The following is a 22,732-nucleotide window of genomic DNA, read 5'->3' on the forward strand; positions in this document are numbered from 1 at the left end:
AGGTAAGTTATGTTGTATAGCTTTATTTCTATAAGATGCAGGTTGGTTCTTTATAGTCTTGGTGTTCTTTTTATCTTTTTTTGTATAGTATTTTTGGTGAATTAAAAGGTGTATGCAGAAGATGTACCGTGGACATCAGTTTCAAATGAGGGAGAACGTGTACTTTTTCAAGAACAATCTTTGTATAGTAATTATCGAAGGGGAGAAGATCATGTTTCACCCTCATTTGAAGGGCGTAAACATGATGGGGAAGATTCGGAGCCTTTTCGGAAATCGAATAACAGACAATGTGTTTAATAATCTTTAAAAATGGTCTGAATAAATATAATAAGTTTATATGGATTTTATGTTGTGTATTGGTCATAATCATAATGTCTAGTTCTATAGCAAATAATGAAAAGAAGTTTAGTAAGGTTGTTAATTCTGTAAATTTTCACGTGAAAAATAAAGAAGAACAGCCAATAAAAGATTTTGAAATTATACTTATGAAAGACGAATCACCTGAACCCAGTAAAGAAATTGGGATCTCAATAGGGAAAACAGACGAAGAAGGAAAAGTTATTTGGAGGAATGTGAGAACGGGAAAATATATCGTATTTTTGCCAAATAACGAGACGCAGATGGTTAAGATTAATGATAGAGATGCAACGAAAAAAATAAATATATCATTGTAGAAAAAGAGTCCATTGGGATTCGTTTTCTCAGATTGTGGTATTAAAGAATTTTACGTGGAATGGATCTAGCCTTATGTGAAGAAGCTATTGATTTTGAAAATTTAAATACAGGTGTATTTCAGTTATTAAAAACACGTATTTATACATTGGTTTAATCGTACAGCAAGTTATAGAACTATAAGTAAAAGAATTTGGAGATATCTAAGTTCTTTTTTATTTGTTTCAAATTTGTGAAAGAAAGACATATTGATTGAAATTAAATTTTTTATACTCTATCATATACCCATACAGGTATAGGTTTTTGTGGTACATGAGAAAATTAAATAATATGGAGGTTTAAAATATGTCCAGAAAAATAGTTGTAGTAGGCGGAGTTGCCGGCGGGGCATCAGTAACTGCAAGGCTTCGTCGTTTAAGTGAGGAAGATGAAATTATTATGGTTGAACGCGGTGAATACATTTCATTTGCAAACTGTGGATTGCCATATTATATTGGCGGTGTCATTACAGAAAGACAAAAATTATTAGTACAAACTGTTGAAAGGATGTCAAAGCGTTTTAATTTAGATATACGTGTATTGAGTGAAGTGGTAAAGATTAATAAAGAAGAGAAAACAATTACTATAAAGAATGTAACTACAGGTAAAACATATAACGAGGAATATGATGTTTTGATTCTTTCACCAGGGGCGAAACCAATTGTTCCACCTATTCCGGGCATTGAAGAAGCAAAGGCGTTGTTTACGTTACGAAATGTACCTGATACAGATCGTATAAAAGCGTATATTGATGAGAAGAAACCACGTCATGCGACGGTTATTGGTGGTGGATTTATTGGAGTGGAAATGGTTGAGAATTTAAGAGAACGTGGGATTGAAGTTACTCTTGTAGAGATGGCGAATCAAGTGATGCCACCAATCGATTATGAAATGGCAGTATATGTACATGAGCATATGAACAAGCACAATGTTGAGCTTGTTTTTGAAGATGGTGTAGATGCGTTAGAAGAGAATGGGACTGTTGTACGTTTAAAAAGTGGCTCACTTATAAAAACAGATATGATTATTTTAGCAATTGGTGTACAACCAGAGAGTAGTTTAGCGAAAGATGCAGGATTAGCATTAGGAGTTAGAGGAACGATAAAGGTAAATGAGAAATTTCAAACATCTGACCCATATGTATATGCAATTGGTGATGCGATTGAAGTGAAAGATTTTGTTACAGAAACAGAAACGATGATTCCTTTAGCGTGGCCAGCTAATCGTCAAGGTCGCATGTTAGCAGATATTATTCATGGTCATACGGAGTCTTTATATAAAGGTACGATGGGAACTTCTGTGGCTAAAGTTTTTGATTTAACAGTTGCTTCGACTGGAGTAAATGAGAAAATATTAAAACGATTAAATATACCCTATGAGGTAGTACATGTACAGGCGAATTCGCATGCTGGATACTATCCGAATGCTACGCCAGTGCTAATAAAATTAATCTTTAATAAAGAAAGCGGAAAAATTTACGGAGCACAGGCTTTAGGGCGTGATGGAGTAGATAAGCGTATCGATGTTATTGCAACGGCAATGAAGGCAAATTTAACTGTAATCGATTTACCAGATTTAGAATTATCATATGCCCCGCCGTATTCTTCTGCAAAAGATCCAGTAAACATGGTAGGGTATGCTGCAAGTAATATAGTAGATGGTTTTGTGGACATAGTGCAATGGCATGAAATAGATCACATTGTTGAAAATGGTGGGTACCTTATTGATGTTCGAGAACCTAATGAACTAAAACAGGGAATGATTAAAGGCTCTATTAATATTCCATTAGATGAATTACGTGATCGATTGGATGAAGTACCAATGGACAAAGAAATATATATCACTTGCCAACTTGGTATGAGAGGGTATGTTGCAGCGCGTATGTTAATGGAAAAGGGATATAAGGTAAAGAATGTAGATGGTGGTTTTAAGTTGTATGGGACAGTATTGCCAGAACGTGTTGTATATTGATATTTTTCATCTTCTACTTAAAAATTTAGTGGAAGATGAAAATCTATAGATTAAGGTTTTATTTTTTGGTTTGCGAACATATAAGACAAAAATTAAAAATAGGGGTTTACAAAATACCCTATAGGGTATAATATATTGTCATAGGTTATAAATGGTGACATAATGGTAATGAGGTGATTATAGAATGGAATATAATCAAGATATGAAAAATAGATTGAAACGTATTGAAGGTCAAGTTCGTGGTGTGCTTCGTATGATGGAAGAAGGAAAAGATTGCCGAGAAGTTATTACACAGTTAACAGCATCTCGTTCTGCACTTGATCGTACAATTGGACTCGTTGTTGGAACGAATTTAGAGCAGTGTTTGCGTGAACAGTTTGAAAGTGGTAATGGTTCAAATGAAGAGTTAATTAAAGAAGCTGTTCAATTACTTGTAAAAAGCCGATAATCTGTCAAACGTAAGTGTTGACAGATTTTCAAAAACGTTTTAATATACCCCTACAGGTATATGTATATGAATTGTGGAGGAATCGATTATGAGTATAAAAGTGGATATGAGTTTAGATTGTAAAGGTTTGGCTTGTCCGATGCCTATTGTGAAAACTAAGAAGGCAATAGAAGGGTTAACACCAGGGCAGGTGATTGAAGTTAAGGCAACAGATAAAGGATCTACGGTAGATATAAAAAGTTGGGCGGGTAAAGTAGGACATCAATATATCGGGACGAAACACGAGGGTGATGTATTGGTGCATTATGTTAGGAAAGCAAACGAGCATGAAGTGAATGAAATTGTGAAATATCCTCATACAATTATGAATGCAGAATTACAGTCTATATTGTCTAATGGAGAAGAGAACATTGTATTAGATGTTCGCGAAGCAGCGGAATTTGCTTTTGGCCATATTCCATCCGCCATTTCGGTACCATTAGGTGAATTAGACAGCGCAGTATTAGATAAGACGAAGCAAATTTATGTTATTTGTCGAACTGGTAACCGTAGTGATGTAGCTTGCCAAATGTTGAATGAGAAAGGTTATTTAAATGTGAAAAATGTCATTCCAGGTATGGTAGAGTGGCAAGGGAATATAGAGAAGTAAATTTTTTTGAATAAAAATATACCTATGGGGGTAATGAAATGAATGTTAAACCGTTACAAGCAAAAGATGTGGCAGAGAAAATTTTATTCGGAGAGTTATTCATTTTAGATGTTCGTAATGAGACGGATTATGAAGATTGGAAAATTGAAGGGAAACAAGTTTCTTCTATTAATAGACCTTACTTTGACTTATTAGATGGTGTAGATCATATTGTAAGTGAATTACCTAAAGATAAAGATGTTTTAGTAGTATGTGCAAAAGAAGGGTCTTCTATATTTGTGGCAGAGCAATTAACAGAGGCGGGATTACAAAATATTTATTATTTAGCTGGTGGCATGAAAGCTTGGAGTGAATATGTGAAGCCGTTAAAAGTAGGGGATGTACAGGGCGGAGGAAGTATATATCAATTTAATCGCCTTGGAAAAGGCTGTTTATCTTATATGGTTGTTTCTAACGATGAAGCAGCAGTTATTGATGCAGTAAGAACGGTTGAAGCATATGAGGAGTTTGCGAAAGAGCATGGTGTTACGATTACGAATGTAATGGATACACATTTACATGCAGACCATATTTCTGGTGGGCGTAAGTTAGCAGAAAAGGTAGGTGGTACGTATTGGTTACCGCCAAAAGATGCCGAGGAAGTCGTTTTCTCATATGAACCACTTGTAGAAGGATCTGTTATTACGGTGGGGGGTACAAAGATTGAAATTGACGCGTTATACTCACCAGGGCATACGATTGGAAGTACGTCATTTATTGTAGATGATTCTTATTTATTATCAGGCGATATTTTATTTGTAGATTCAATTGGACGTCCTGATCTTGCTGGTAAGGCTGAAGATTGGGTGAGTGATTTAAGAAATACGTTATATACACTTTATAAGGAACTGTCTCAAGATTTAATTGTTTTACCAGCTCATTATTCAAAAATAAGTGAAATGGATGAAAGTGGTATTGTGAGTGCGAGCTTACAAGATCTATTTAAAGAGAATGTAGGGTTAAATATTGCTGATGAAATAGAGTTTCGTAAAACTGTGACAGAGAACTTACCGCCACAACCAAATGCATACGAAGAAATTCGTCAAACGAATATGGGGAAAATTCATCCGAGTGTGGAAGAAGAGCGTGAAATGGAGATTGGCCCAAATCGTTGTGCAGTGCATGAGTCATTATAAAAATAACAAATTGGAGGAATTGATGATGAATATAAAACAAGTATTAGATGCGAAAGGTTTAGCATGTCCAATGCCGATTGTAAGAACGAAGAAAGCGATGGATACTTTGCAAACTGGAGAAGTGTTAGAAGTACATGTAACGGATAAAGGATCAGTTAAGGATATTCCAGCGTGGGCAAATAAAGGTGGTCATGACATCGTAAAACATGTAGAAGAAGCTGATGTGCTAAAATTTTGGATTAAGAAGGCGTAGGAAAAAATATTGTTATAAATGCAGAGAGGGTGGTTATATGAACACAATAGTAAGTACGCTTTTCATTGTACTTGCTACATGGTTTGTTATTTCACGATTTTTACCAGTGAAAGGTGTGCAAAATATCAGTGGAAAAGAATTAAAGAATATAGTGGAAAAAAAGGAGAAACAACTTATCGATGTTCGTACAGTAGGTGAATATAGAGGAAATCATATGAAAGGATTTCAGAATATCCCGTTAAATGAGTTAGCTAGTAGAGCAAGTCAGTTAGATAAAAATAAGGAAGTAATCGTTATTTGCCAAAGTGGAATGAGAAGTAAGCAAGCTGCAAAGATGTTGAAAAAACTAGGGTTTCAGCAAGTAATAAACGTTTCAGGTGGTATGAATGCTTTGTGAGGAGGGACTTTAAAATGAAAGAAATGACAGCAAAAGAATTAGAAGAAAAATTGTTACGTAAAGAAGCAGTAAATATCGTAGATGTCCGTGAAGTAGAAGAAGTAGCAGAAGGAAGAATTCCAGAAGCATGTAATATTCCGCTAAGGCTATTAGAGTTTCGAATGCATGAGTTGGATAAAAAGAAAGAGTATATTATCGTTTGTCGCTCTGGCGGAAGAAGTGGAAGAGCAGTTCAGTTTCTAGAGAGCTACGGTTTTCAAGCAATCAATATGATAGGTGGTATGTTAGCGTGGGAAGGTAAAGTCATATAGTGAAGTAAGTGATTTGGGCCTTTTTATAAACAGATAAATACCCCTATAGGTAATTGGAGGGAGAACAATATGGAACAACAGAAGAAAACGACAATCGTGTTATTTAGCGGAGATTACGATAAAGCAATGGCTGCTTATATTATTGCAAATGGCGCAGCGGCGTATGATCAAGAGGTAACTATTTTTCATACTTTCTGGGGATTAAATGCTTTAAGGAAAGACGAATATGTGAATGTAAAGAAAACATTTATAGAAAAAGTATTTGGAAAAATGATGCCACGCGGTGCTGATAAGATGGGGTTATCCAAAATGAATTTTGCTGGTATGGGACCAAAGATGATTAAAGGCATTATGAAAAAGCATAATGCAATGCCTTTGCCAGATTTAATTGATTTGGCGAAAGAACAAGGAATTAAACTTGTAGCTTGTCAAATGACAGTAGATTTATTAGGGTTAAAAGAGGAAGAGATTATGGAAGGGGTAGAGTTTGCAGGCGTAGGGGCATATTTAGCAGATGCTTCGGATGGGAATGTAAACTTATTCATTTAAATCACCTTCTTTTTAGAAGGCGGGGGATGTAAGATGAGCTTAGTCGTATTACTTTTTATAATTGGGTTTATAGGATCGTTTATATCAGGAATGGTTGGGATTGGTGGCGCGATTATTAATTATCCAATGATCTTATACATTCCAGTATTGCTAGGATTTACTGGCTATACGTCACATGAAGTGAGCGGTATTACAGCGGTACAAGTATTCTTTGCAACTTTTGCAGGCGCGTGGGCATACCGGAAAAGTAATGACATGAATAAAACGTTAGTTATGTATATGGGAGCTAGTATATTAATAGGAAGCTTCATAGGGAGTTTCGGTGCTAACATATTAGAGGAACATACAGTCAATGTTGTTTATGCAGCATTAGCTACAATTGCAGCTATTATGATGTTTGTACCGAAACAAAATAATAGTGGAGATGTGAAGTATAATAAATGGTTAGCAAGCTTGTTAGCGTTCGTTGTAGGGGGAGCTTCAGGCATTATAGGAGCTGGAGGTTCGTTCCTTTTAGTTCCCATTATGCTAGTTATTTTAAAATTACCACTGCGCATGACGATCGCGACATCTATCGCTATTACGTTTATTTCCTCAATAGGGATTACGACTGGAAAAGTGATTACTGGGCAAGTAGTTATCATTCCAGCTCTAATTATTGCGGTTGCCAGTATATTTGCTGCGCCACTTGGAGCACGAGTCGGGAAGAGGCTAAATCAAAAAGTACTGCAATATGTATTGTCCACTTTAATTGTAGGCACTGCTGTTAAAATGTGGATCGATATGATATCAAAATAAAAGGATGGTGCTGCTTACAGCCCATCCTTTTATTTATTGCCCGTAAACCTAACGGATTATAGTTTTACTTTATGCCCAAATAACTTTCATTAAGTTTTTATATTCGTCATTTGCTAATTTATATAGCATTCTCGTATGTTCAAAGACAAGTGCTGGATTAAAGTTTGGTTCTGAGAATGCAAGAGATGCTGAAATATCAATTGCATTTTGCTTGTTTAATGTGAATTTTGCAAAGCGATAAGATGTGTTTAATTCATTAATAACATGTAAAATATCATTTGTTGATGTTGCATCAGGCACGTGAGCAACATTGAAGCAGTATATATCTACCGTAGGATGTTCGTTTTGGAAAGCAGCGATAAGTTGAATTTTTGCGCCAGCTTCTGTCTCTAATCCTACTGAAAAATGAACAGAGCCATCATTTTCATCTATATTTTCTTCCATGTATATATCGTTGGATTTTAAGTAGTCTTTAAAATCTGAGATGTTATGTTTTACTGCAGCTTTCATATGTATGAGCCCCCTGATAATTGGAATAGATTGCTACTATTTATTATAATTTAAAAATATTAAAAAAGATAGTTAGAAAGTTCTGATTTTTGATTCTGAAGAAATAAAAAGAAGCAGTACTCTACCTCCATAGAGTACTGCTTCTTTACTATTCATTGTCGTTAGACGATGTTTCTGTATCTTCACTGCTATTTTTGTTCTTATTTTTCACTTCATTGTTACTTGATTCGCGTTCACTTGAATTTTCAGACTTAGATTCTTTTGTCTTTTTCGAATCAGAGTCTGAGTCAGACTTTGTATATGCAGGTAGCCCAAGATGAGTACGAAGTTCATTTGTAACATTAGCTAATTCTTTTTTATCTGGATTGTAGTAGTAAGTTCGACCACCACCAGCAGATTTGCTACATGTATCGTCACCTTTTGCCATATAGCAATCATCACCTTGGATTTGTAATTTCTCAATTTCCGAATCCGATCCATATTTATAGAATGAAAGCATATCATCAAATGTTAAGTTTGTAACGAATTGTCCGTTAATATCATCAATGATGTTGCCAACTTTTGTTACAGAACCAACACTTGTTAGTTTCTTTAAAATAGCCTCGATAACGAGTTGTTGACGTTGTCCACGCATTGCATCACTATCGATGTGTCTTGTTCTAGCAAGAGCAAGAGCTTCTTCACCATTTAACTTTTGAACACCTTTTTCTAGGTGAATTGCCTCAGCATTATCATTGCTATCTTGCTCAGTAAATTCAACTGGTACATCAACTTCAACACCGCCCAAGTCATCGACGATTTTTATAAATGATTTAAAGTTAAATTTCACAAAATAATCGACAGGAACATTCATTAATTTTTCAACTGCATCAATGCTTGCTTGTGGTCCGCCATTTTTTCCGTTTTTAGCAGAACCGAATGCATGAGCGTGTGTAATTTTATCTTTTTTCTTTTCTATTGGGATATAAGTATATGTGTCACGTGGGATACTCAATAGTTTAACAGTTTTGCTATCTTTATTAAATGTTGCAAGTAAAAGCGCATCTGTTCTTATAGCTTCACCATATTCTTTTCCTCGGACATCGCTTTCATCAACACCCATTATTAAAACAGAGACGTTATTTGTAATAGGTTTTACAGCTTTATCTCGTAAATCAGATTTATCACCGCGTGCTAAATCGTGTGCGGCATTTCGAACAGCAGAAGATGCTTTATTTACTAAAAACCAAGTATAACCGCCGCCTATTAATAAAACGAATAGTATAGCGCTTATAATAATTTTTATTTTTTTCTTATTTTTTTTCGGTTTACTGCGTGTATTTTCTTGCAAAGATGGGTTTTGCTCCATTTCTTGTACTCCTTCATTTGGATTGAAATACGACACTCATATCCACTTATTATAATGAAATTTAGCGAAAAAAAACATTACAAATCATTTACATTTCGTAAAAATTCAATTTATTTATAAAAAGTCAGATTTTCTATATATTATTTTGTAGATGTAGAATAAGTATAAGGGCTATTAGTAGAAATGAAAATATATATTATGAGAAAGAGATAGGGAAGTAAGATTTGTTGAAATATAGCCAAGAAGAAATGAGTAAGCTTACTTATTTCTTCTATATAATAAAGAAGAATTTGACGGATAAAGGAGAGAGCATAATGAATCATACATCATTCCGAGCAATCGTTGTGAACGAAACGGAAAATCATCAGTTTGTAAGAAAAGTTATTGAGAGAGAAGTAAGTAGTTTACCTGAGGGAGACGTACTCATACAAGTTCATTATTCTTCATTAAATTATAAAGATGCCCTTTCAGCTACTGGTAATAAAGGTGTTACGAGAACGTATCCCCATACGCCAGGAATTGATGCCGCAGGAGAAGTTGTGAGTAGTGAAGATAACTCCTTTAAGGTAGGAGATCAAGTTATTGTAACGGGATATGACTTAGGTATGAATACCTCGGGTGGTTTCGGAGAATATATTCGCGTCCCATCATCTTGGGTCGTGCCTTTACCAGAAGGAATGTCATTAAAGGAAAGTATGATGTATGGGACAGCGGGTTTTACTGCTGCTTTATCGGTATATAAGCTTATTGGAGCAGGAATCAAGCCTAGTATGGGAGATGTTTTAGTAACGGGTGCTACAGGCGGCGTAGGGAGTGTAGCTGTTAGTATATTAAGTAAGTTAGGGTTTAACGTAGTAGGAGCGACAGGGAAAATGGAAGAGGAACAGATGCTACTACGTCTAGGAGCGAAAAAAGTGATTCATCGCGCGGAATTGAATGATGAATCAGGAAGACCGATGTTAAAAGGGATATACGCCGGAGTTATCGATACTGTAGGTGGACATATGTTAGAAACAGCTTTAAAAACAGTAAAGTATGGTGGTTGTGTAACGACATGCGGTAATGTGGCAGGCCAGGAACTACAAACAACAGTATATCCATTTATTTTACGAGGCATAAGCCTTTTAGGGGTAGATTCCGTGCAATGTCCAGTGGATGTGAGAAGAGATGTGTGGACGCTTTTAGCGAAAGAATGGGGAAATAAAGAATTACTATCTTATACAGAAGAATGTACATTAGAAGAATTAGAGAAGAAGTTTACACTTATATTGCAAGGAAAGTTAAAAGGAAGAACAGTTGTTAAAATATAATGAAAAAAGAGACGCTTAAGTTAGCGTCTCTTTTTTCATTATAATGATTGTTTTAAATTGATTTTTCCTTGTTCGCCTAAAACACCGTCAGCGATATTTACAGCGTGATCGCCAATGCGCTCTAAGTTACTTACCATATCGACGAAGATGATACTTGCATCACCTGAACAGCTGCGTTCGTTTAGACGTAATACGTGACGTTTACGAAGAACACGTTCCATTTGGTCGATTTTGCGTTCTTTTGCAATAACAGTTTGAGCTAGTTCAGTATCGAAGTTTGTTAAAGCTTCAACTGAGTCTTGCAGTGTTGAAATTGTTAATTCAAGCATTTCGTTTAACTCAGCTAATGCTTCGTTTGATAGTGAAACACGATTTGAAATTTGGAAATCTACAAGTTCTACAAGGTTTTCTACATGATCACCGACACGTTCAATATCTCCAACAACACCTGCTAAAACAGAATGTTTTTCAGAATCCGTAGGTGAAAGTGGCTTTTCTGATAGTAAAACTAAATACTCGGTAATTTTTTTATCTAAATTGTTAATAGCTCCTTCTAGTTGGGTGGCCATGTTTTCATGTTTTTTGTCTTGCGTATTTAAAAATTGATTTGCTTCTTTTAATCCGTGTAATGAAAATTCAGCCATACGCACAATCTCTTTTTGAGCTTCAGTTAAAGCGATGGCTGGAGATTGTTCAATAAAGATTGGATTTAAATGTTGCGGTTTGAAATTAATAGCAGAATCTTCGCCGCGGATAATTTTTGTTACAATCCATGCTAATACTGCAATGAATGGGAACTGAATGATTGTATTTGTTACGTTAAATGTTCCGTGTGCAAATGCAATAGTCATTTCTGGATTCAAGTTTAATGATGTTTGGAAATATTGAATTAAACTTGTAAATGGTACTAATAAAATTGTAAAGATAATTGTACCGATAATATTAAAGATAACGTGAACTAATGCTGCACGTCTTGCTGCAATTGAAGTACCGATTGCTGCTAATACTGCTGTAATTGTCGTACCGATGTTATCACCGAATAATACAGGAAGAGATGCTTGTAAATCGATTGCACCTTGACCGAATAGTTCTTGTAAAATACCGATTGTTGCGCTTGAACTTTGTACAATTAAAGTGAAGACTGTACCGACAACAATTCCTAAAATTGGATTATCACTCATGCTAATCATTAAATCTTGGAATGACTCTAAAGAACGAAGAGGTTTCATACCTGCGCTCATTAATTCTAAACCGAAGAATAGCATACCAAAACCGAATACAACTTGACCTACAGAATGTACTTTTTTATTTTTAAAGAAGAATAGTAAGATCGCTCCAACTGCCATAACTGGGAGAGCATATTCTCCGATTTTAATTCCGATAATAAATGCAGTAACTGTCGTACCGATGTTTGCACCCATAATAACACCGATTGCTTGTCTTAATGTCATAAATCCGGCACTTACAAGTCCGACTGTTAAAGCGGTTGTTCCTGAACTGGATTGGATTAATACAGTAACTAACATACCTGCTAGTACACCCATAAGTGGGTTTGTTGTAAAACGATCTAGAATATCACGAAGACGATCTCCAGCTGCTTGTTGCAGTCCATCGCCCATGTATTTAATCCCGAATAAGAAAATACCTAATCCACCAATGAACTGGAAGATCATATCTTGAACATTATATTCCACGCATTCCACTCCTTAAATTTCATGTACGATGTAATTATTAACTGAACCTTGAGGCACTGTAAACGGTTTGGTAGTAAAATTTACACTAATTTTACAAAGAGAAGAAAAGTTTACAATTCCTTAAAGAAACAGCTGTATTTTATTGGTTTTCATCTTGTATAAATCTTAATTTTGTAAAGAAATCACACTTTTTAGAATAATAATGTCCAGTTGAATATCAAGGAAAGCGTCTGCGAGTTCATCGTATATTTTTTGATGAAAGTTAAAAAAATATGTAGGAAAATGCATGTAGTTTTATAACAGCAAAACGAGGGGAAATAATTTTTTAACACGATAAAAAAGCCACTGATTTATCCAGCAGCTTTTTCCGTGTTTTTATCGCTATGCTTTTGTTTTCTTATGCTTGTAATGTAAATGAAGAGAAAAGCAATAAGTAATAGAGAGGAGTAACGATATACAGTTGCATAGTTTGTAAAATGAGCAATAAATCCAAATATAATAGCTCCAGCGCCGATTCCAAGGTCAAATGCGGAGAAGAATGTAGCCGTTGCTACGCCGCGTCGATGCGGTGCTACGCGGTCAATCATCCATGCTTGTAGTGCAGGTTGGATCGCTCCAAAACCACTTCCGTAACATGCTGCAGCAATAATTAAGCTCGGAATTGTCGTCGTATACGACAATAAAATAATACCTGTAAACGTTATAATAACTCCCGGAATAATGACGAATGTATGGCCTTTTGCATCATATAGCTTTCCAGAGAATGGACGAGTTACAGCGATTGCTAGTGCGTTACATAAAAAGAAGAGGCTAATATCAGCTATGCCCACTTCTGTAGCAAATAGTGTGATAAAACTTCCGATTCCTCCGTACATTAATGTAATACATAATATTAATAATGAAGGAAGTAAAGCTTTACGCTCAATAAATCCATCGAGAAAAGTACTAGATGATTGTTGTGGAGGCTGTTTCGTTTTTTGGATTTGAAGTAGTTTCGTTAATATTAATGAAACAATTGTGCACGATAATGCACATAAAAAAAGAATTGTGAAGTTATATGTTTGCATAAGCCATAGTCCGATAAGTGGACCGAGGGCCATTGCGATTGTTCCAGAAAGACCAAAATATCCCATGCCTTCTCCGCGGCGAGCTGAGGGAATTAAATCAGAAACGACAGTTCCATATGTAGTCGTTGTAATACCGAAACCAGCTCCGTGTAAAATACGAACAGCAAGCAAGAGAAAGATAGTTGAGGCGAAAAGGTAACTGCCCATAGCAAGTAAACAAATAGCAGTACCGATCATTAAAATGATTTTTTTATTGAATTTTTGCAAGGCATTCCCAGTTAGCGGTCTAACAAAAAGTGCCGCAACGGTAAACATGCCGACAACCAATCCGATATTGGAACTTGTGCCACCAATTTCTTTCACATAAACAGGTAAGGTTGGAATTAACATTTGAAACCCTAAAAACATACATAAGTTTGCAAAAATTAAAGCAACAAACTCTTTTGTCCATAACGGTTCTCGTTTTACGAGTATTGCTTCTCCCATATATTCATCCCCTATATAAAATTTTCTCTTTTCTTTCGAGTATATGTATTGGCCAATGAAACAGTCAAGGAAGGTGTCTTGAAAACGGATAACAATTTTTAAGATGAAAAACTGACAAATTTGTGTAAAAGCTACACAACTATGAAAAAAAGATGTAAAGTATAGATGTATAGACTTGTAGGTGTTAAGAATGATAGAAATTGTTTTTTCTTTAAAGAAAGCGGATTCAAAAGGGTAGTGAACAAGAAGGGGATATATACTTTTTCACTACATATATTTGAAAAGGTTTACAATATGATGAAGAAAGAGGCGTGTACATATGAGACGATTAGGTATTTCTATTTATCCAGAACATTCAACAGTAGAGAAAGATAAGGAGTATTTAACATTAGCAAGTAAATATGGATTTACACGTGTGTTCACATGTTTATTATCTGTGGATGGAGAAAAAGAGAAAATTATAGAAGAATTTAAAGAAACGATCTCTCATGCGAATGCATTAGGGTTCCAAGTATTAGTTGATATTAGTCCATCTGTTTTTGAACAATTAGGTATTTCGTATAATGATTTATCATTCTTCCATGAATTAGGTGCGTACGGTATTCGTTTAGATGTTGGTTTCTCAGGATTAGAAGAATCAATTATGACTTATAATCCGTATGGTTTGAAAATTGAGATTAATATGAGTAATGGTACGAAGTATGTAGATAACATTATGAGTCATAGACCAAATCGTGAAAATTTAATTGGTTGTCATAATTTTTATCCGCATCGTTATTCAGGATTATCATACGATCATTTCATTAAATGCTCGAAACAATTTAAAGATTACGGTATGAGAACGGCTGCTTTTATTTCATCATTTGATGCAACATACGGACCTTGGCCAGTAACAGAAGGGTTATGTACATTAGAGCAGCATCGTGAATTACCGATGACAACACAGGCGAAGCATTTATTTGCGACGGAATTAATTGATGATGTTATTATTGCAAACGCATATGCGTCAGAAGAAGAATTACAAGCACTAGGTGCATTAAATAAAGAGAAACAAACATTTGATATAGAACTATATGATACAACGACAGAATTAGAAAGAATTATCGTATTAGACGAACCACATTTTTATCGCGGAGATGTATCTGAATATATGATTCGTTCTACACAAAGTCGTGTGAAATATAAAAAAGAAGAGTTTAAACCTCATAATACGCGTGAAATTAAGCGTGGAGATTTATTAATTGATAATGAACAATATGGCCAGTATAAAGGCGAATTACAAATTGCATTAAAAGATATGGTGAATACAGGAAAAACAAATGTAGTTGGTCGAATTATAGAAGAAGAAATTTTCTTATTAGATTATTTACAAGCATGGGATAAATTCGGGTTCACATTAAAGAAATAGAGAGAATATAAAGGGGAAAAACTACTGATTTCAGCAGCTTTTCCCCATTTATATATAAAGAGCGAGAGGAAGAGCTATGACAAAGGTGCATCAGCGATTAATTTCTATTTTAGAGGAGTTTTTAGAAGAGAAATCGATGTTAAATCGAGCTTTTTTAGCGGGCCGTTTACATGTATCGACGAAGACGATTCAAAAGGATATAAAATTATTAAATGATATATTGGAAGAAAACGGAGCGAAAATCGAATCGCAAAGAGGGACTGGGTACGAATTAGAAATTATACAAACGAAGAAATTTGAAGACTTTTGTGTGAGTCTATTTCAAAAACAGACGGAAAAGATCCCAACTTCTTATGAAGAAAGAATAGCGTATATTCTGCATCGTGTTTTAACGACAGAGGGATATGTGAAGCTTTCAGAATTAGCAGAAGAGATTTATGTGAGCAAATCAACGGTCAATTTAATTATGAAAGATGTTACAGATATATGTAGTCGCTATAAATTACAAATTGAGAAGAGACCGTATTATGGTATACGTATTGTTGGAGAGGAATTTAATATTCGTTCTTGTTTATCACAATATGGTTTACCGCGTTATGACCATACTCCGTTTCATGAGCAATTTGAGCAGACGGAGACGTATTTATCGCTACCTCATATATCACTCATTCGTTCAATTATATTAAAGTATATTGAAGGCGGAACAATATATTTATCTGATATAGAAATTGATAATTTGGTCATTCATATTGCAATCGCATTAAAGCGTTGTCAAAGTCAACATTATATGAAAGGACTGCATGCGGAGCAATCAGAACTTATAATAAAGAAAGAATATACAATTGCGAAGCAGATTTTAGGAGATTTAGAGAAAGAGTTAAAATTTTCATTTCCAGAAGAAGAAGTATTATATGTGACGATGCATTTATTAAGTACTGCTGTTACAACGAGAGATCGCTATGAAAATGTAGAAGAGCTATTAGGGAAAGATATATATGCATTTATGCAACATATTCTTTTTAAAGTAGCGGAAGAACGGAATCTTATTTTTTATTATGACGAAGAATTATTATTTGGATTTGGTATTCATTTAAAAACGTTATTAAATCGTTTGAAGTATAAGTTAAATACGAGAAATCCTCTTTTGGCAGAAGTGAAAAAGAATTATCCGTATGCTTTTGAAATTGCGGTTCTTGTTGGAGATATCATTGGTGAATATACGGGTGAATCGATCCCTGAAAGTGAAATTGGCTATATTGCAATTCACTTCGGCGGAGCGATGAGCCGTTTGCAGGAGCAAAATCAAAAGAAAAGATGCTTATTAGTTTGTGCGACTGGTCAAGGAAGTGCACAACTATTAAAATATAAAATTTTATCACAGTTCCGAGATAAATTAGAGATTGTAGGTATTACAGGCTATTATCAATTGAAAGTAGAAGATCTTTATAAAGAAAAAATAGATTGTATTATTAGTACGATTCATATACCGAGTGGCTTGCCTGTTCCAGTTATAAAAGTGAATTCAATATTTGATGATAAAGAGATTAAATCGATTGGTCAGCGGTTGTTTACGCATGTGAATACTAGTGTGCAGCCTTATATTAAGGAAGATTTAATCTTTTTAAATCATAGTGCTTCTACGAAAGAGGATGTTATTCAGTTTTTATGTGAGAAAGCTGCTGAGAAACATTATGTACAAGAAAACTTTTATGCTTCTGTTATGGAAAGAGAAAATACGTCTCCGACAGCGGTTGGGAATTCAGTTGCAATCCCGCATCCGATGCAGTTATTAAGTGAGGAAACTTTTTTGATGTTTTGCACACTTGAAAAGGCTGTTGATTGGGGAGATAAAAAAGTACAAGTAATTATTTTATTTAGTGTAAAGCGCAATAATAATGAAGATTTGCAAAGGCTTTATGATTTTTTATATGATATTATGTCTAGTCAAACTACGATAGAGAAACTTACTCAGACCGAGGTAATTGAAGATTTTCAAGAGATTTTATTATCATTTTGAAAAAGTATATAAAAACTTCCGTTACATAACGGAAGTTTTTTATGTTTAATTGTATGCGTTTTCATAATAAGATAAAAATATAGAAAACATATAGCTTGGGGGAATTTAAAATGGCTGATATGCAAACTCCATTTGCGTTAATTTTACATGGTGGCAATGCGAGAAGTGCAGCGCTTGAAGCAATCGCTTTTGCAAGACAAGGAGATTTTGAGAATGCGGGTGAAAAGATGAAACTTGCTAGTGAGGAAATTTCAGCAGCGCATCGTATTCAAACGGATTTAATTCAAGAAGAGGCAAGAGGAATTCATGCAGAAATCAGTTTACTGTTAGTGCACGCACAAGACCATTTAATGAATGCAATTACAGTGAAAGAACTAGCTGAAGAATTTATTACTCTTCATAAACGAGTAGAAGAGAAAGTGACAGTATAAGATGTATATTTTATTATGTTGTGCAGCAGGTATGTCAACGAGTATGGTCGTAAGAAAAATGCAAGAAGAGGCAAAGAAACAGGGGAAGAATTATAAAATTAAGGCGGTTGATTCAGAACTTGTGAAACTTGAAATAAAAGAAGCCGATGTCGTTTTAATCGGTCCACAAGTGAAATATTTATTTCCAGCTGTAGAGTTTCTTGCAAACTCATACAACATACCAGTTGCAATTATAGACCAACGAGATTATGGCATGTGTGATGGTTTGAAAGTGCTTAGGCAAGCAGAACAATTAGTTTTAGCATAATTATATCTTTTTAAATATAAACATTATAATGTTATAAAGTTTATTTCATTCTTTTATAGTAGAGAGAAAGAGGAGGGCTATTGATGAATGGGTTTATGAGTTTTATGGAACAAAAGATTATGCCAACAACGCAAAAAATTGCAGGACAACGACATTTATTGGCAATTCGAAATGGGGTTATTTCTACATTACCGTTAACGATCGTCGGGTCATTTTTCGTTATCTTTTTAAATTTACCAATTGATGCATATATGGAATGGATTGCACCGTTTCGCCATATTTTAGATATTCCATTCCGATTTACAGTAGGACTAATGGCCTTATACGCAGCGTTTGGAGTAGGGGCTTCGCTCGCGAACTTTTATCAGCTCAATCAATTAAGTGCAGGGCTACTATCTGTACTCGCCTTTTTACTAGCATCAGTTGAACCAATTCAAATTACGAAAGCTGTACCAGGTGTTATTGATGCAGGTCGATATATTTCAGTAGGAACATTAAGTGCAACGTCTTTATTCGGCGCAATTGTTACAGCATTAATTGCAGTAGAAATTTATCATTTTATGATTAAGCATAATATTTCAATAAAATTACCAGACAGTGTACCACCAGCAGTTTCAAATTCGTTTGCAGCATTAATTCCAACATTAGTAGTTATTCTTTTATTTTGGGGCATTCGCTACGGTTTGAAATTCGATGTAAATACAACAATTACATACTTAATCGCACCATTAAAATCAGTACTAGTAGGAAATAACTTATTCGGTGGTTTATTAACAGTATTCTTAATCGTGTTCTTCTGGTCATTTGGTATACATGGACCGGCAATTTTAGGACCAATTATTCGTCCGATGTGGGATTCAGCAATTCTTGAAAATATGGAAGTGTTCACGGCTACAGGAAATGCACATCAGTTACCAAACTTATTTACAGAGCAGTTCATTCAATGGTTCGTATGGATTGGCGGATCTGGCTCAACGTTAGCTTTAGTAATTATGTTTATGTTCTCTAAATCTAAGTTCCTAAAAGAGTTAGGTAGATTATCATTCGTACCAGGTTTATTCAATATTAACGAGCCAATTATTTTCGGGGCACCAATTGTAATGAACCCAATCTTAATTATTCCGTTCGTTATTACACCGTTAGTGACAACGACAGTATCATATTTCGCAGTTGTTTCAGGTATGATTCCACTCATGATGGCGAAATTGCCATTTACGATGTTAGCACCAATTGCAGCGGTGATTAGTACGGACTGGACAATTATGGCTGGTGTACTTGTACTTGTTAACTTTGTAATCTCATTCGTTATTTACTATCCATTCTTCAAAATGTATGAGAAACAACAATTAGCAGGAGAGGAGAAAACAGAATGCTCGGAGCAATTATCATCTTAATTACATTCGTGGTCGGACAGTGTATTGCCCATTATTCGAAATGGGTACAAAGTAAATCTTTATTAGTGTTACTACTAGTATCAGTTTTATTTATCGGTTGTTCAATGGGTGCATATGTAATGTTAGGTCTACACTCACCGTACGTAATTATTGTACCGACAATTTTATGTGCAACGTGTTTATCTGCAAAATATAGATTTACGAGCATGGCATTAATACAACGTGTGAAGGAGATGCAAAAGCATGGAGCGTAAATTAGGAATTTCACTTTATCCAGAACATTCAACGAAAGAAAAAGATATGGCTTATATTTCCGCAGCGGCACGACACAGTTTTTCAAGAATATTTACTTGTTTGTTATCTGTGAATCGTCCGAAAGAAGAAATTGTAGCTGAATTTAAAGAAATTATTAATCATGCGAAAGATAACAATATGGAAGTTATTTTAGATGTAGCTCCGGCTGTGTTTGATCAGCTTGGTATTAGTTATAGCGATCTATCATTTTTCGCAGAGTTAGGCGCAGACGGTATTCGTTTAGATGTAGGTTTTGACGGATTAACGGAAGCGAAAATGACGAATAATCCGTACGGTTTAAAAATTGAGTTAAATGTAAGTAACGATATTGCGTACTTAGAGAATATTCTTTCGCATCAAGCGAATAAATCAGCTTTAATTGGTTGTCATAATTTTTATCCGCAAAAATTCACTGGTCTTCCGTACGATTATTTCATTCGTTGTAGTGAACGCTTTAAAAAGCATGGTATTCGCAGTGCAGCATTTATTACATCACATGCCGCAAACATTGGTCCATGGGATATTAACGACGGATTATGTACGTTAGAAGAGCATCGTAATTTACCAATTGAAGTACAAGCGAAGCATTTATGGGCAACAGGGCTAATCGATGATGTCATTATCGGAAATGCTTATGCGAGTGAGGAAGAGTTAGAGAAACTAGGAAACTTAAATCGCTACATGTTACAGCTAAAAGTGCACTTTGTAGACGAAGTGACTGAAGTAGAGAAGAGAGCTACGCTGCAAGAATTACACGTAAGACGCGGCGACATAACAGAGTATATGGTACGTTCTACAGAAGTACGTAAAAAGTACAAAGACTATGACTTCCCAGTGCGTGAAAGTGTGCTACAGGAAAGAGGGCAAGTTGTAATTGGAAATAATTCATTTGGTAAGTATAAAGGTGAACTGCAAATCATTTTAAAAGAAATGCCGATAGATGAACGGAAAAATATCGTCGGTACAATTGCGGAAGAGGAGCTATTCTTACTAAATTATGTAGGAGCTTGGACGCAGTTTACTTGTGTGGAATAGGGAAGATAGGGGGCGTTCCAAATTTTGGACCGCCTTTTTAATATTAAAGTACTTTTAACGTCAAAATTTGTCGGTAAATCGATATCTCTTGTCGAATCGTTGATATATTATAAGTTACGATAGATATATTCGAAAAATCGTTGATATATTGTAGGTTACGATAGATATATTTGAAAAATCGTTGATATAATTTCATTTACTATGTCATTTTTCAGTAGTTTAATAGAGTAAAAAAAGAGCCAGCCTCAACGATGAGACTGACTCTTTTTTACTAACTAGTTTAATACTTTAACTGTAACTGTTTTACGTCCCCAGCTACTTGATGTACCTTTATCTGGCATTAAAACGTCGATTTTATTACCTTTAATAGCTCCACCAGTATCACCAGCGATTGCTACTCCGTAACCTTCAACCCATACTTTTGAACCTAATGGAATTACACTTGGATCAACTGCAATAAGTTTCATGTTTGGATTAGCTGTTAAGTTATGACCTAAAGCTGATTTTACTTGGTCGCCTGCTTTATAACCATTTTCAAGTGGATCTGCTGTGTAAGCTGTTGCTACAACTTGGAATTCATGAGAAGAAGATTGTGTGTTTTTCTCAGTTTCTTTTGCAACAGGTTGTTGTGTAGCTGGTTTTTGAACTTTATTAGCCGCTTCACGATCAGCTGCCTCTTGAGCCTTAGCTGCTTTACGAGCCTCAGCTGCTGCCTCTTGAGCTTTAGCTGCTTCACGAGCTTCAGCATCTGCCTGAGCTTTAGCTTCTGCTTGAGCCTTAGCTGCTTCTTGAGCTTTAGCCGCTGCTTGAGCTTCAGCTGCTGCCTGAGCTTTAGCTGCTTCACGAGCTTTAGCCGCTTCTTGAGCTTTAGTTTCTGCTTGAGCTTCAGCGTCTGCCTGAGCTTTAGCTTCTGCTTGAGCCTTAGCTGCTTCACGAGCTTTAGCTGCTTCCTGAGCTTTAACTTCTGCTTGAGCTTCAGCCGCTTCACGAGCTTTAGTTGCTTCTTGAGCTTCAGCCGCTTCACGAGCTTTAGTTGCTTCTTGAGCTTTAGCTTTTGCTTGAGTTTCAGCTACTTCCTGAGCTTTAACTGCTTCACGAACTTTAGCTGTATCTTGAACATTAGTCGTTTTTTCAACTTTAACTACTGGTTGAACTTTAACTGGTGCTTTACCTGTTAAGTAAGGAACATGAACATAAGCTGTTTTTCCGTTATATTCAAATTGAATCCAATCATTCTGTACTTGGTGTGTTGTTTCAATTACATCATCTTTTTTCAACTTACCAAGAATTTCTGAGTCTGTGTTTGCTCCAGCACGTACGTTTAATACGTTTGCTGTGACGTAGTAAGTGTCTTTTGTATAGTCAGCGCTTATGAAAGCTTCTTTACCGCTATTCAATTGAACTTTTGACCAACCATTTTCTGTATGTAAAACATTTACTTTATATCCATCTAATAATTTTCCTACAACTTTTGATTCAGTAGTTGGGTTTTCTCGTACGTTTAGTACGTCAGTCGTTACGATCGTTTCTGCTTTAGCAGATGTTGTGAAAATCCCAAGACCAAAAACCGCTGCTGTTGCTATACCCATAAATTTTTTCATAATAGCCTCCATTGCATTTGTTTTCGTTGACCTCATTATAGCAACCATTATTTTCTTATTTGCGAAAAACATATAATTACAAAGCTTTCGTAACGGGGCATTAATATTCTGTAACAATTCCATAAATATCCTGATAGCGCTTCCTTGTTGTTTTTTGGCGTATCAGGGCATGTAAAACACAAAATGAGTAGTATTTCAATTACTGTAACATTAATAATGTTACAGTAATGTTTCTTGATGATATCTATAGTGTTACGAAAACAGCTTATTTTACTGTTTAAATGAAAAAATAGTTATGGGATAATAACCTTTTTAGATGTGAAAAGATATAAATGAGGTGAAATTTAATGAAATATCGATATAATTGTTACAAAATCAGTCGAAGCATGGAAAAAATTACGCCTTGATTTTCGTCTGTTACATAGTATTTTTGCAATAATAGGATTAGATAATAGCCTTAGTACCTATAAATAATGAAGAGTATTAGAATGATAGTTGTAACATGAAACATATATAATAGAAGAAACTCGATTTAATAGGTAAATAAAAAACGTAGGAGTGTAAACTC

At 35.1% G+C, this 22,732-nt stretch carries 23 protein-coding genes and 1 pseudogene; 19 read left to right on the forward strand and 5 right to left on the reverse strand.

The window, feature by feature from the left end; all coding sequences use genetic code 11:
* Window positions 1–9 precede the first annotated feature (9 nt).
* From MHH27_RS04375 to MHH27_RS04425, 11 genes and pseudogenes are all read left to right on the forward strand, one after another.
* Window positions 10–255: pseudogene (locus MHH27_RS04375) on the forward strand (trypsin-like serine peptidase); the annotation flags it as partial.
* A 32-nt stretch (window positions 256–287) separates the two neighbouring features.
* Window positions 288–674 carry a DUF2606 family protein gene (locus tag MHH27_RS04380; RefSeq protein ID WP_098236152.1) on the forward strand — a complete coding sequence of 129 codons (387 nt, stop codon included), beginning with the start codon at window positions 288–290 and terminating at the stop codon, window positions 672–674.
* 343 nt (window positions 675–1,017) lie between these two features.
* Window positions 1,018–2,682: a CoA-disulfide reductase gene (gene cdr / locus MHH27_RS04385; RefSeq protein ID WP_340941717.1), complete on the forward strand. Its 1,665-nt coding sequence runs from the start codon at window positions 1,018–1,020 to the stop codon at window positions 2,680–2,682.
* A 184-nt stretch (window positions 2,683–2,866) separates the two neighbouring features.
* A complete protein-coding gene (locus MHH27_RS04390) occupies window positions 2,867–3,130 on the forward strand; it encodes a metal-sensitive transcriptional regulator (RefSeq protein WP_000456206.1) in 264 nt (87 codons plus the stop codon).
* Window positions 3,131–3,218: 88 nt separating this feature from the next.
* Window positions 3,219–3,779 carry a sulfurtransferase TusA family protein gene (locus MHH27_RS04395; protein ID WP_016513701.1) on the forward strand — a complete coding sequence of 187 codons (561 nt, stop codon included), beginning with the start codon at window positions 3,219–3,221 and terminating at the stop codon, window positions 3,777–3,779.
* A gap of 38 nt (window positions 3,780–3,817) precedes the next feature.
* Complete coding sequence (locus tag MHH27_RS04400) at window positions 3,818–4,954, forward strand: MBL fold metallo-hydrolase (protein WP_016513700.1); 1,137 nt, start codon at window positions 3,818–3,820, stop codon at window positions 4,952–4,954.
* 22 nt (window positions 4,955–4,976) lie between these two features.
* Window positions 4,977–5,207 carry a sulfurtransferase TusA family protein gene (locus MHH27_RS04405; RefSeq protein WP_016513699.1) on the forward strand — a complete coding sequence of 77 codons (231 nt, stop codon included), beginning with the start codon at window positions 4,977–4,979 and terminating at the stop codon, window positions 5,205–5,207.
* Window positions 5,208–5,244: 37 nt separating this feature from the next.
* Complete coding sequence (locus MHH27_RS04410) at window positions 5,245–5,604, forward strand: rhodanese-like domain-containing protein (RefSeq protein ID WP_340941720.1); 360 nt, start codon at window positions 5,245–5,247, stop codon at window positions 5,602–5,604.
* A 14-nt stretch (window positions 5,605–5,618) separates the two neighbouring features.
* Complete coding sequence (locus tag MHH27_RS04415) at window positions 5,619–5,915, forward strand: rhodanese-like domain-containing protein (protein ID WP_044783308.1); 297 nt, start codon at window positions 5,619–5,621, stop codon at window positions 5,913–5,915.
* A gap of 69 nt (window positions 5,916–5,984) precedes the next feature.
* Window positions 5,985–6,464, forward strand: coding sequence for a DsrE/DsrF/DrsH-like family protein (locus MHH27_RS04420; RefSeq protein WP_167319878.1), 480 nt, complete (start codon window positions 5,985–5,987; stop codon window positions 6,462–6,464).
* A gap of 33 nt (window positions 6,465–6,497) precedes the next feature.
* Window positions 6,498–7,262: a sulfite exporter TauE/SafE family protein gene (locus tag MHH27_RS04425; RefSeq protein WP_000060742.1), complete on the forward strand. Its 765-nt coding sequence runs from the start codon at window positions 6,498–6,500 to the stop codon at window positions 7,260–7,262.
* Between the two features lie 69 nt (window positions 7,263–7,331).
* Here the strand turns inward: MHH27_RS04425 and MHH27_RS04430 are convergent, their stop codons facing one another.
* Entirely contained in the window at window positions 7,332–7,772 is a 441-nt protein-coding gene (locus MHH27_RS04430; protein WP_000642361.1) for a hypothetical protein, read from the reverse strand.
* Between the two features lie 148 nt (window positions 7,773–7,920).
* The gene (locus tag MHH27_RS04435) at window positions 7,921–9,120 is read right to left on the reverse strand and encodes an LCP family protein (protein ID WP_000437406.1); all 1,200 of its coding nucleotides are present in this window, start codon (window positions 9,118–9,120) and stop codon (window positions 7,921–7,923) included.
* A gap of 314 nt (window positions 9,121–9,434) precedes the next feature.
* Between MHH27_RS04435 and MHH27_RS04440 the strand changes: the two genes are divergently transcribed.
* Entirely contained in the window at window positions 9,435–10,430 is a 996-nt protein-coding gene (locus tag MHH27_RS04440; protein ID WP_340941726.1) for a YhdH/YhfP family quinone oxidoreductase, read from the forward strand.
* A gap of 38 nt (window positions 10,431–10,468) precedes the next feature.
* On the opposite strand, the gene MHH27_RS04445 is transcribed toward MHH27_RS04440, so the two are convergent.
* Both MHH27_RS04445 and MHH27_RS04450 read right to left on the reverse strand, forming a co-directional pair.
* Window positions 10,469–12,124, reverse strand: a complete 1,656-nt coding sequence (locus MHH27_RS04445; RefSeq protein WP_090978464.1) for a Na/Pi cotransporter family protein — start codon at window positions 12,122–12,124, stop codon at window positions 10,469–10,471.
* A 350-nt stretch (window positions 12,125–12,474) separates the two neighbouring features.
* Entirely contained in the window at window positions 12,475–13,677 is a 1,203-nt protein-coding gene (locus MHH27_RS04450; RefSeq protein ID WP_000503255.1) for an MFS transporter, read from the reverse strand.
* A 319-nt stretch (window positions 13,678–13,996) separates the two neighbouring features.
* Between MHH27_RS04450 and MHH27_RS04455 the strand changes: the two genes are divergently transcribed.
* The 7 genes from MHH27_RS04455 (at window position 13,997) to MHH27_RS04485 (ending at window position 20,563) form a co-directional block, all read left to right on the forward strand.
* The gene (locus MHH27_RS04455; protein ID WP_001253350.1) at window positions 13,997–15,085 is read left to right on the forward strand and encodes a DUF871 domain-containing protein; all 1,089 of its coding nucleotides are present in this window, start codon (window positions 13,997–13,999) and stop codon (window positions 15,083–15,085) included.
* A gap of 76 nt (window positions 15,086–15,161) precedes the next feature.
* Entirely contained in the window at window positions 15,162–17,102 is a 1,941-nt protein-coding gene (locus MHH27_RS04460; protein WP_090978466.1) for a BglG family transcription antiterminator, read from the forward strand.
* A 110-nt stretch (window positions 17,103–17,212) separates the two neighbouring features.
* Entirely contained in the window at window positions 17,213–17,533 is a 321-nt protein-coding gene (locus tag MHH27_RS04465; RefSeq protein WP_090978468.1) for a PTS lactose/cellobiose transporter subunit IIA, read from the forward strand.
* A 1-nt stretch (window position 17,534) separates the two neighbouring features.
* Window positions 17,535–17,840, forward strand: coding sequence for a PTS sugar transporter subunit IIB (locus MHH27_RS04470; RefSeq protein WP_000275645.1), 306 nt, complete (start codon window positions 17,535–17,537; stop codon window positions 17,838–17,840).
* An 83-nt stretch (window positions 17,841–17,923) separates the two neighbouring features.
* Window positions 17,924–19,234: a PTS sugar transporter subunit IIC gene (locus tag MHH27_RS04475; RefSeq protein ID WP_001013060.1), complete on the forward strand. Its 1,311-nt coding sequence runs from the start codon at window positions 17,924–17,926 to the stop codon at window positions 19,232–19,234.
* Window positions 19,210–19,488: a hypothetical protein gene (locus tag MHH27_RS04480; protein WP_000900046.1), complete on the forward strand. Its 279-nt coding sequence runs from the start codon at window positions 19,210–19,212 to the stop codon at window positions 19,486–19,488. Before MHH27_RS04475 ends, MHH27_RS04480 begins: the two co-directional genes overlap by 25 nt.
* The gene (locus tag MHH27_RS04485) at window positions 19,478–20,563 is read left to right on the forward strand and encodes a DUF871 domain-containing protein (protein WP_340941731.1); all 1,086 of its coding nucleotides are present in this window, start codon (window positions 19,478–19,480) and stop codon (window positions 20,561–20,563) included. The genes MHH27_RS04480 and MHH27_RS04485 overlap by 11 nt, the downstream gene beginning before the upstream one ends.
* A gap of 275 nt (window positions 20,564–20,838) precedes the next feature.
* Here the strand turns inward: MHH27_RS04485 and entC are convergent, their stop codons facing one another.
* Window positions 20,839–22,287, reverse strand: coding sequence for a cell wall-binding protein EntC (gene entC / locus MHH27_RS04490; protein WP_340941733.1), 1,449 nt, complete (start codon window positions 22,285–22,287; stop codon window positions 20,839–20,841).
* Between the last annotated feature and the right edge of the window lie 445 nt (window positions 22,288–22,732).

Origin of the sequence: Bacillus sp. FSL L8-0152, assembly GCF_038006365.1 — a bacterium.
Taxonomy (GTDB): Bacteria; Bacillota; Bacilli; order Bacillales; family Bacillaceae_G; genus Bacillus_A; species Bacillus_A cereus.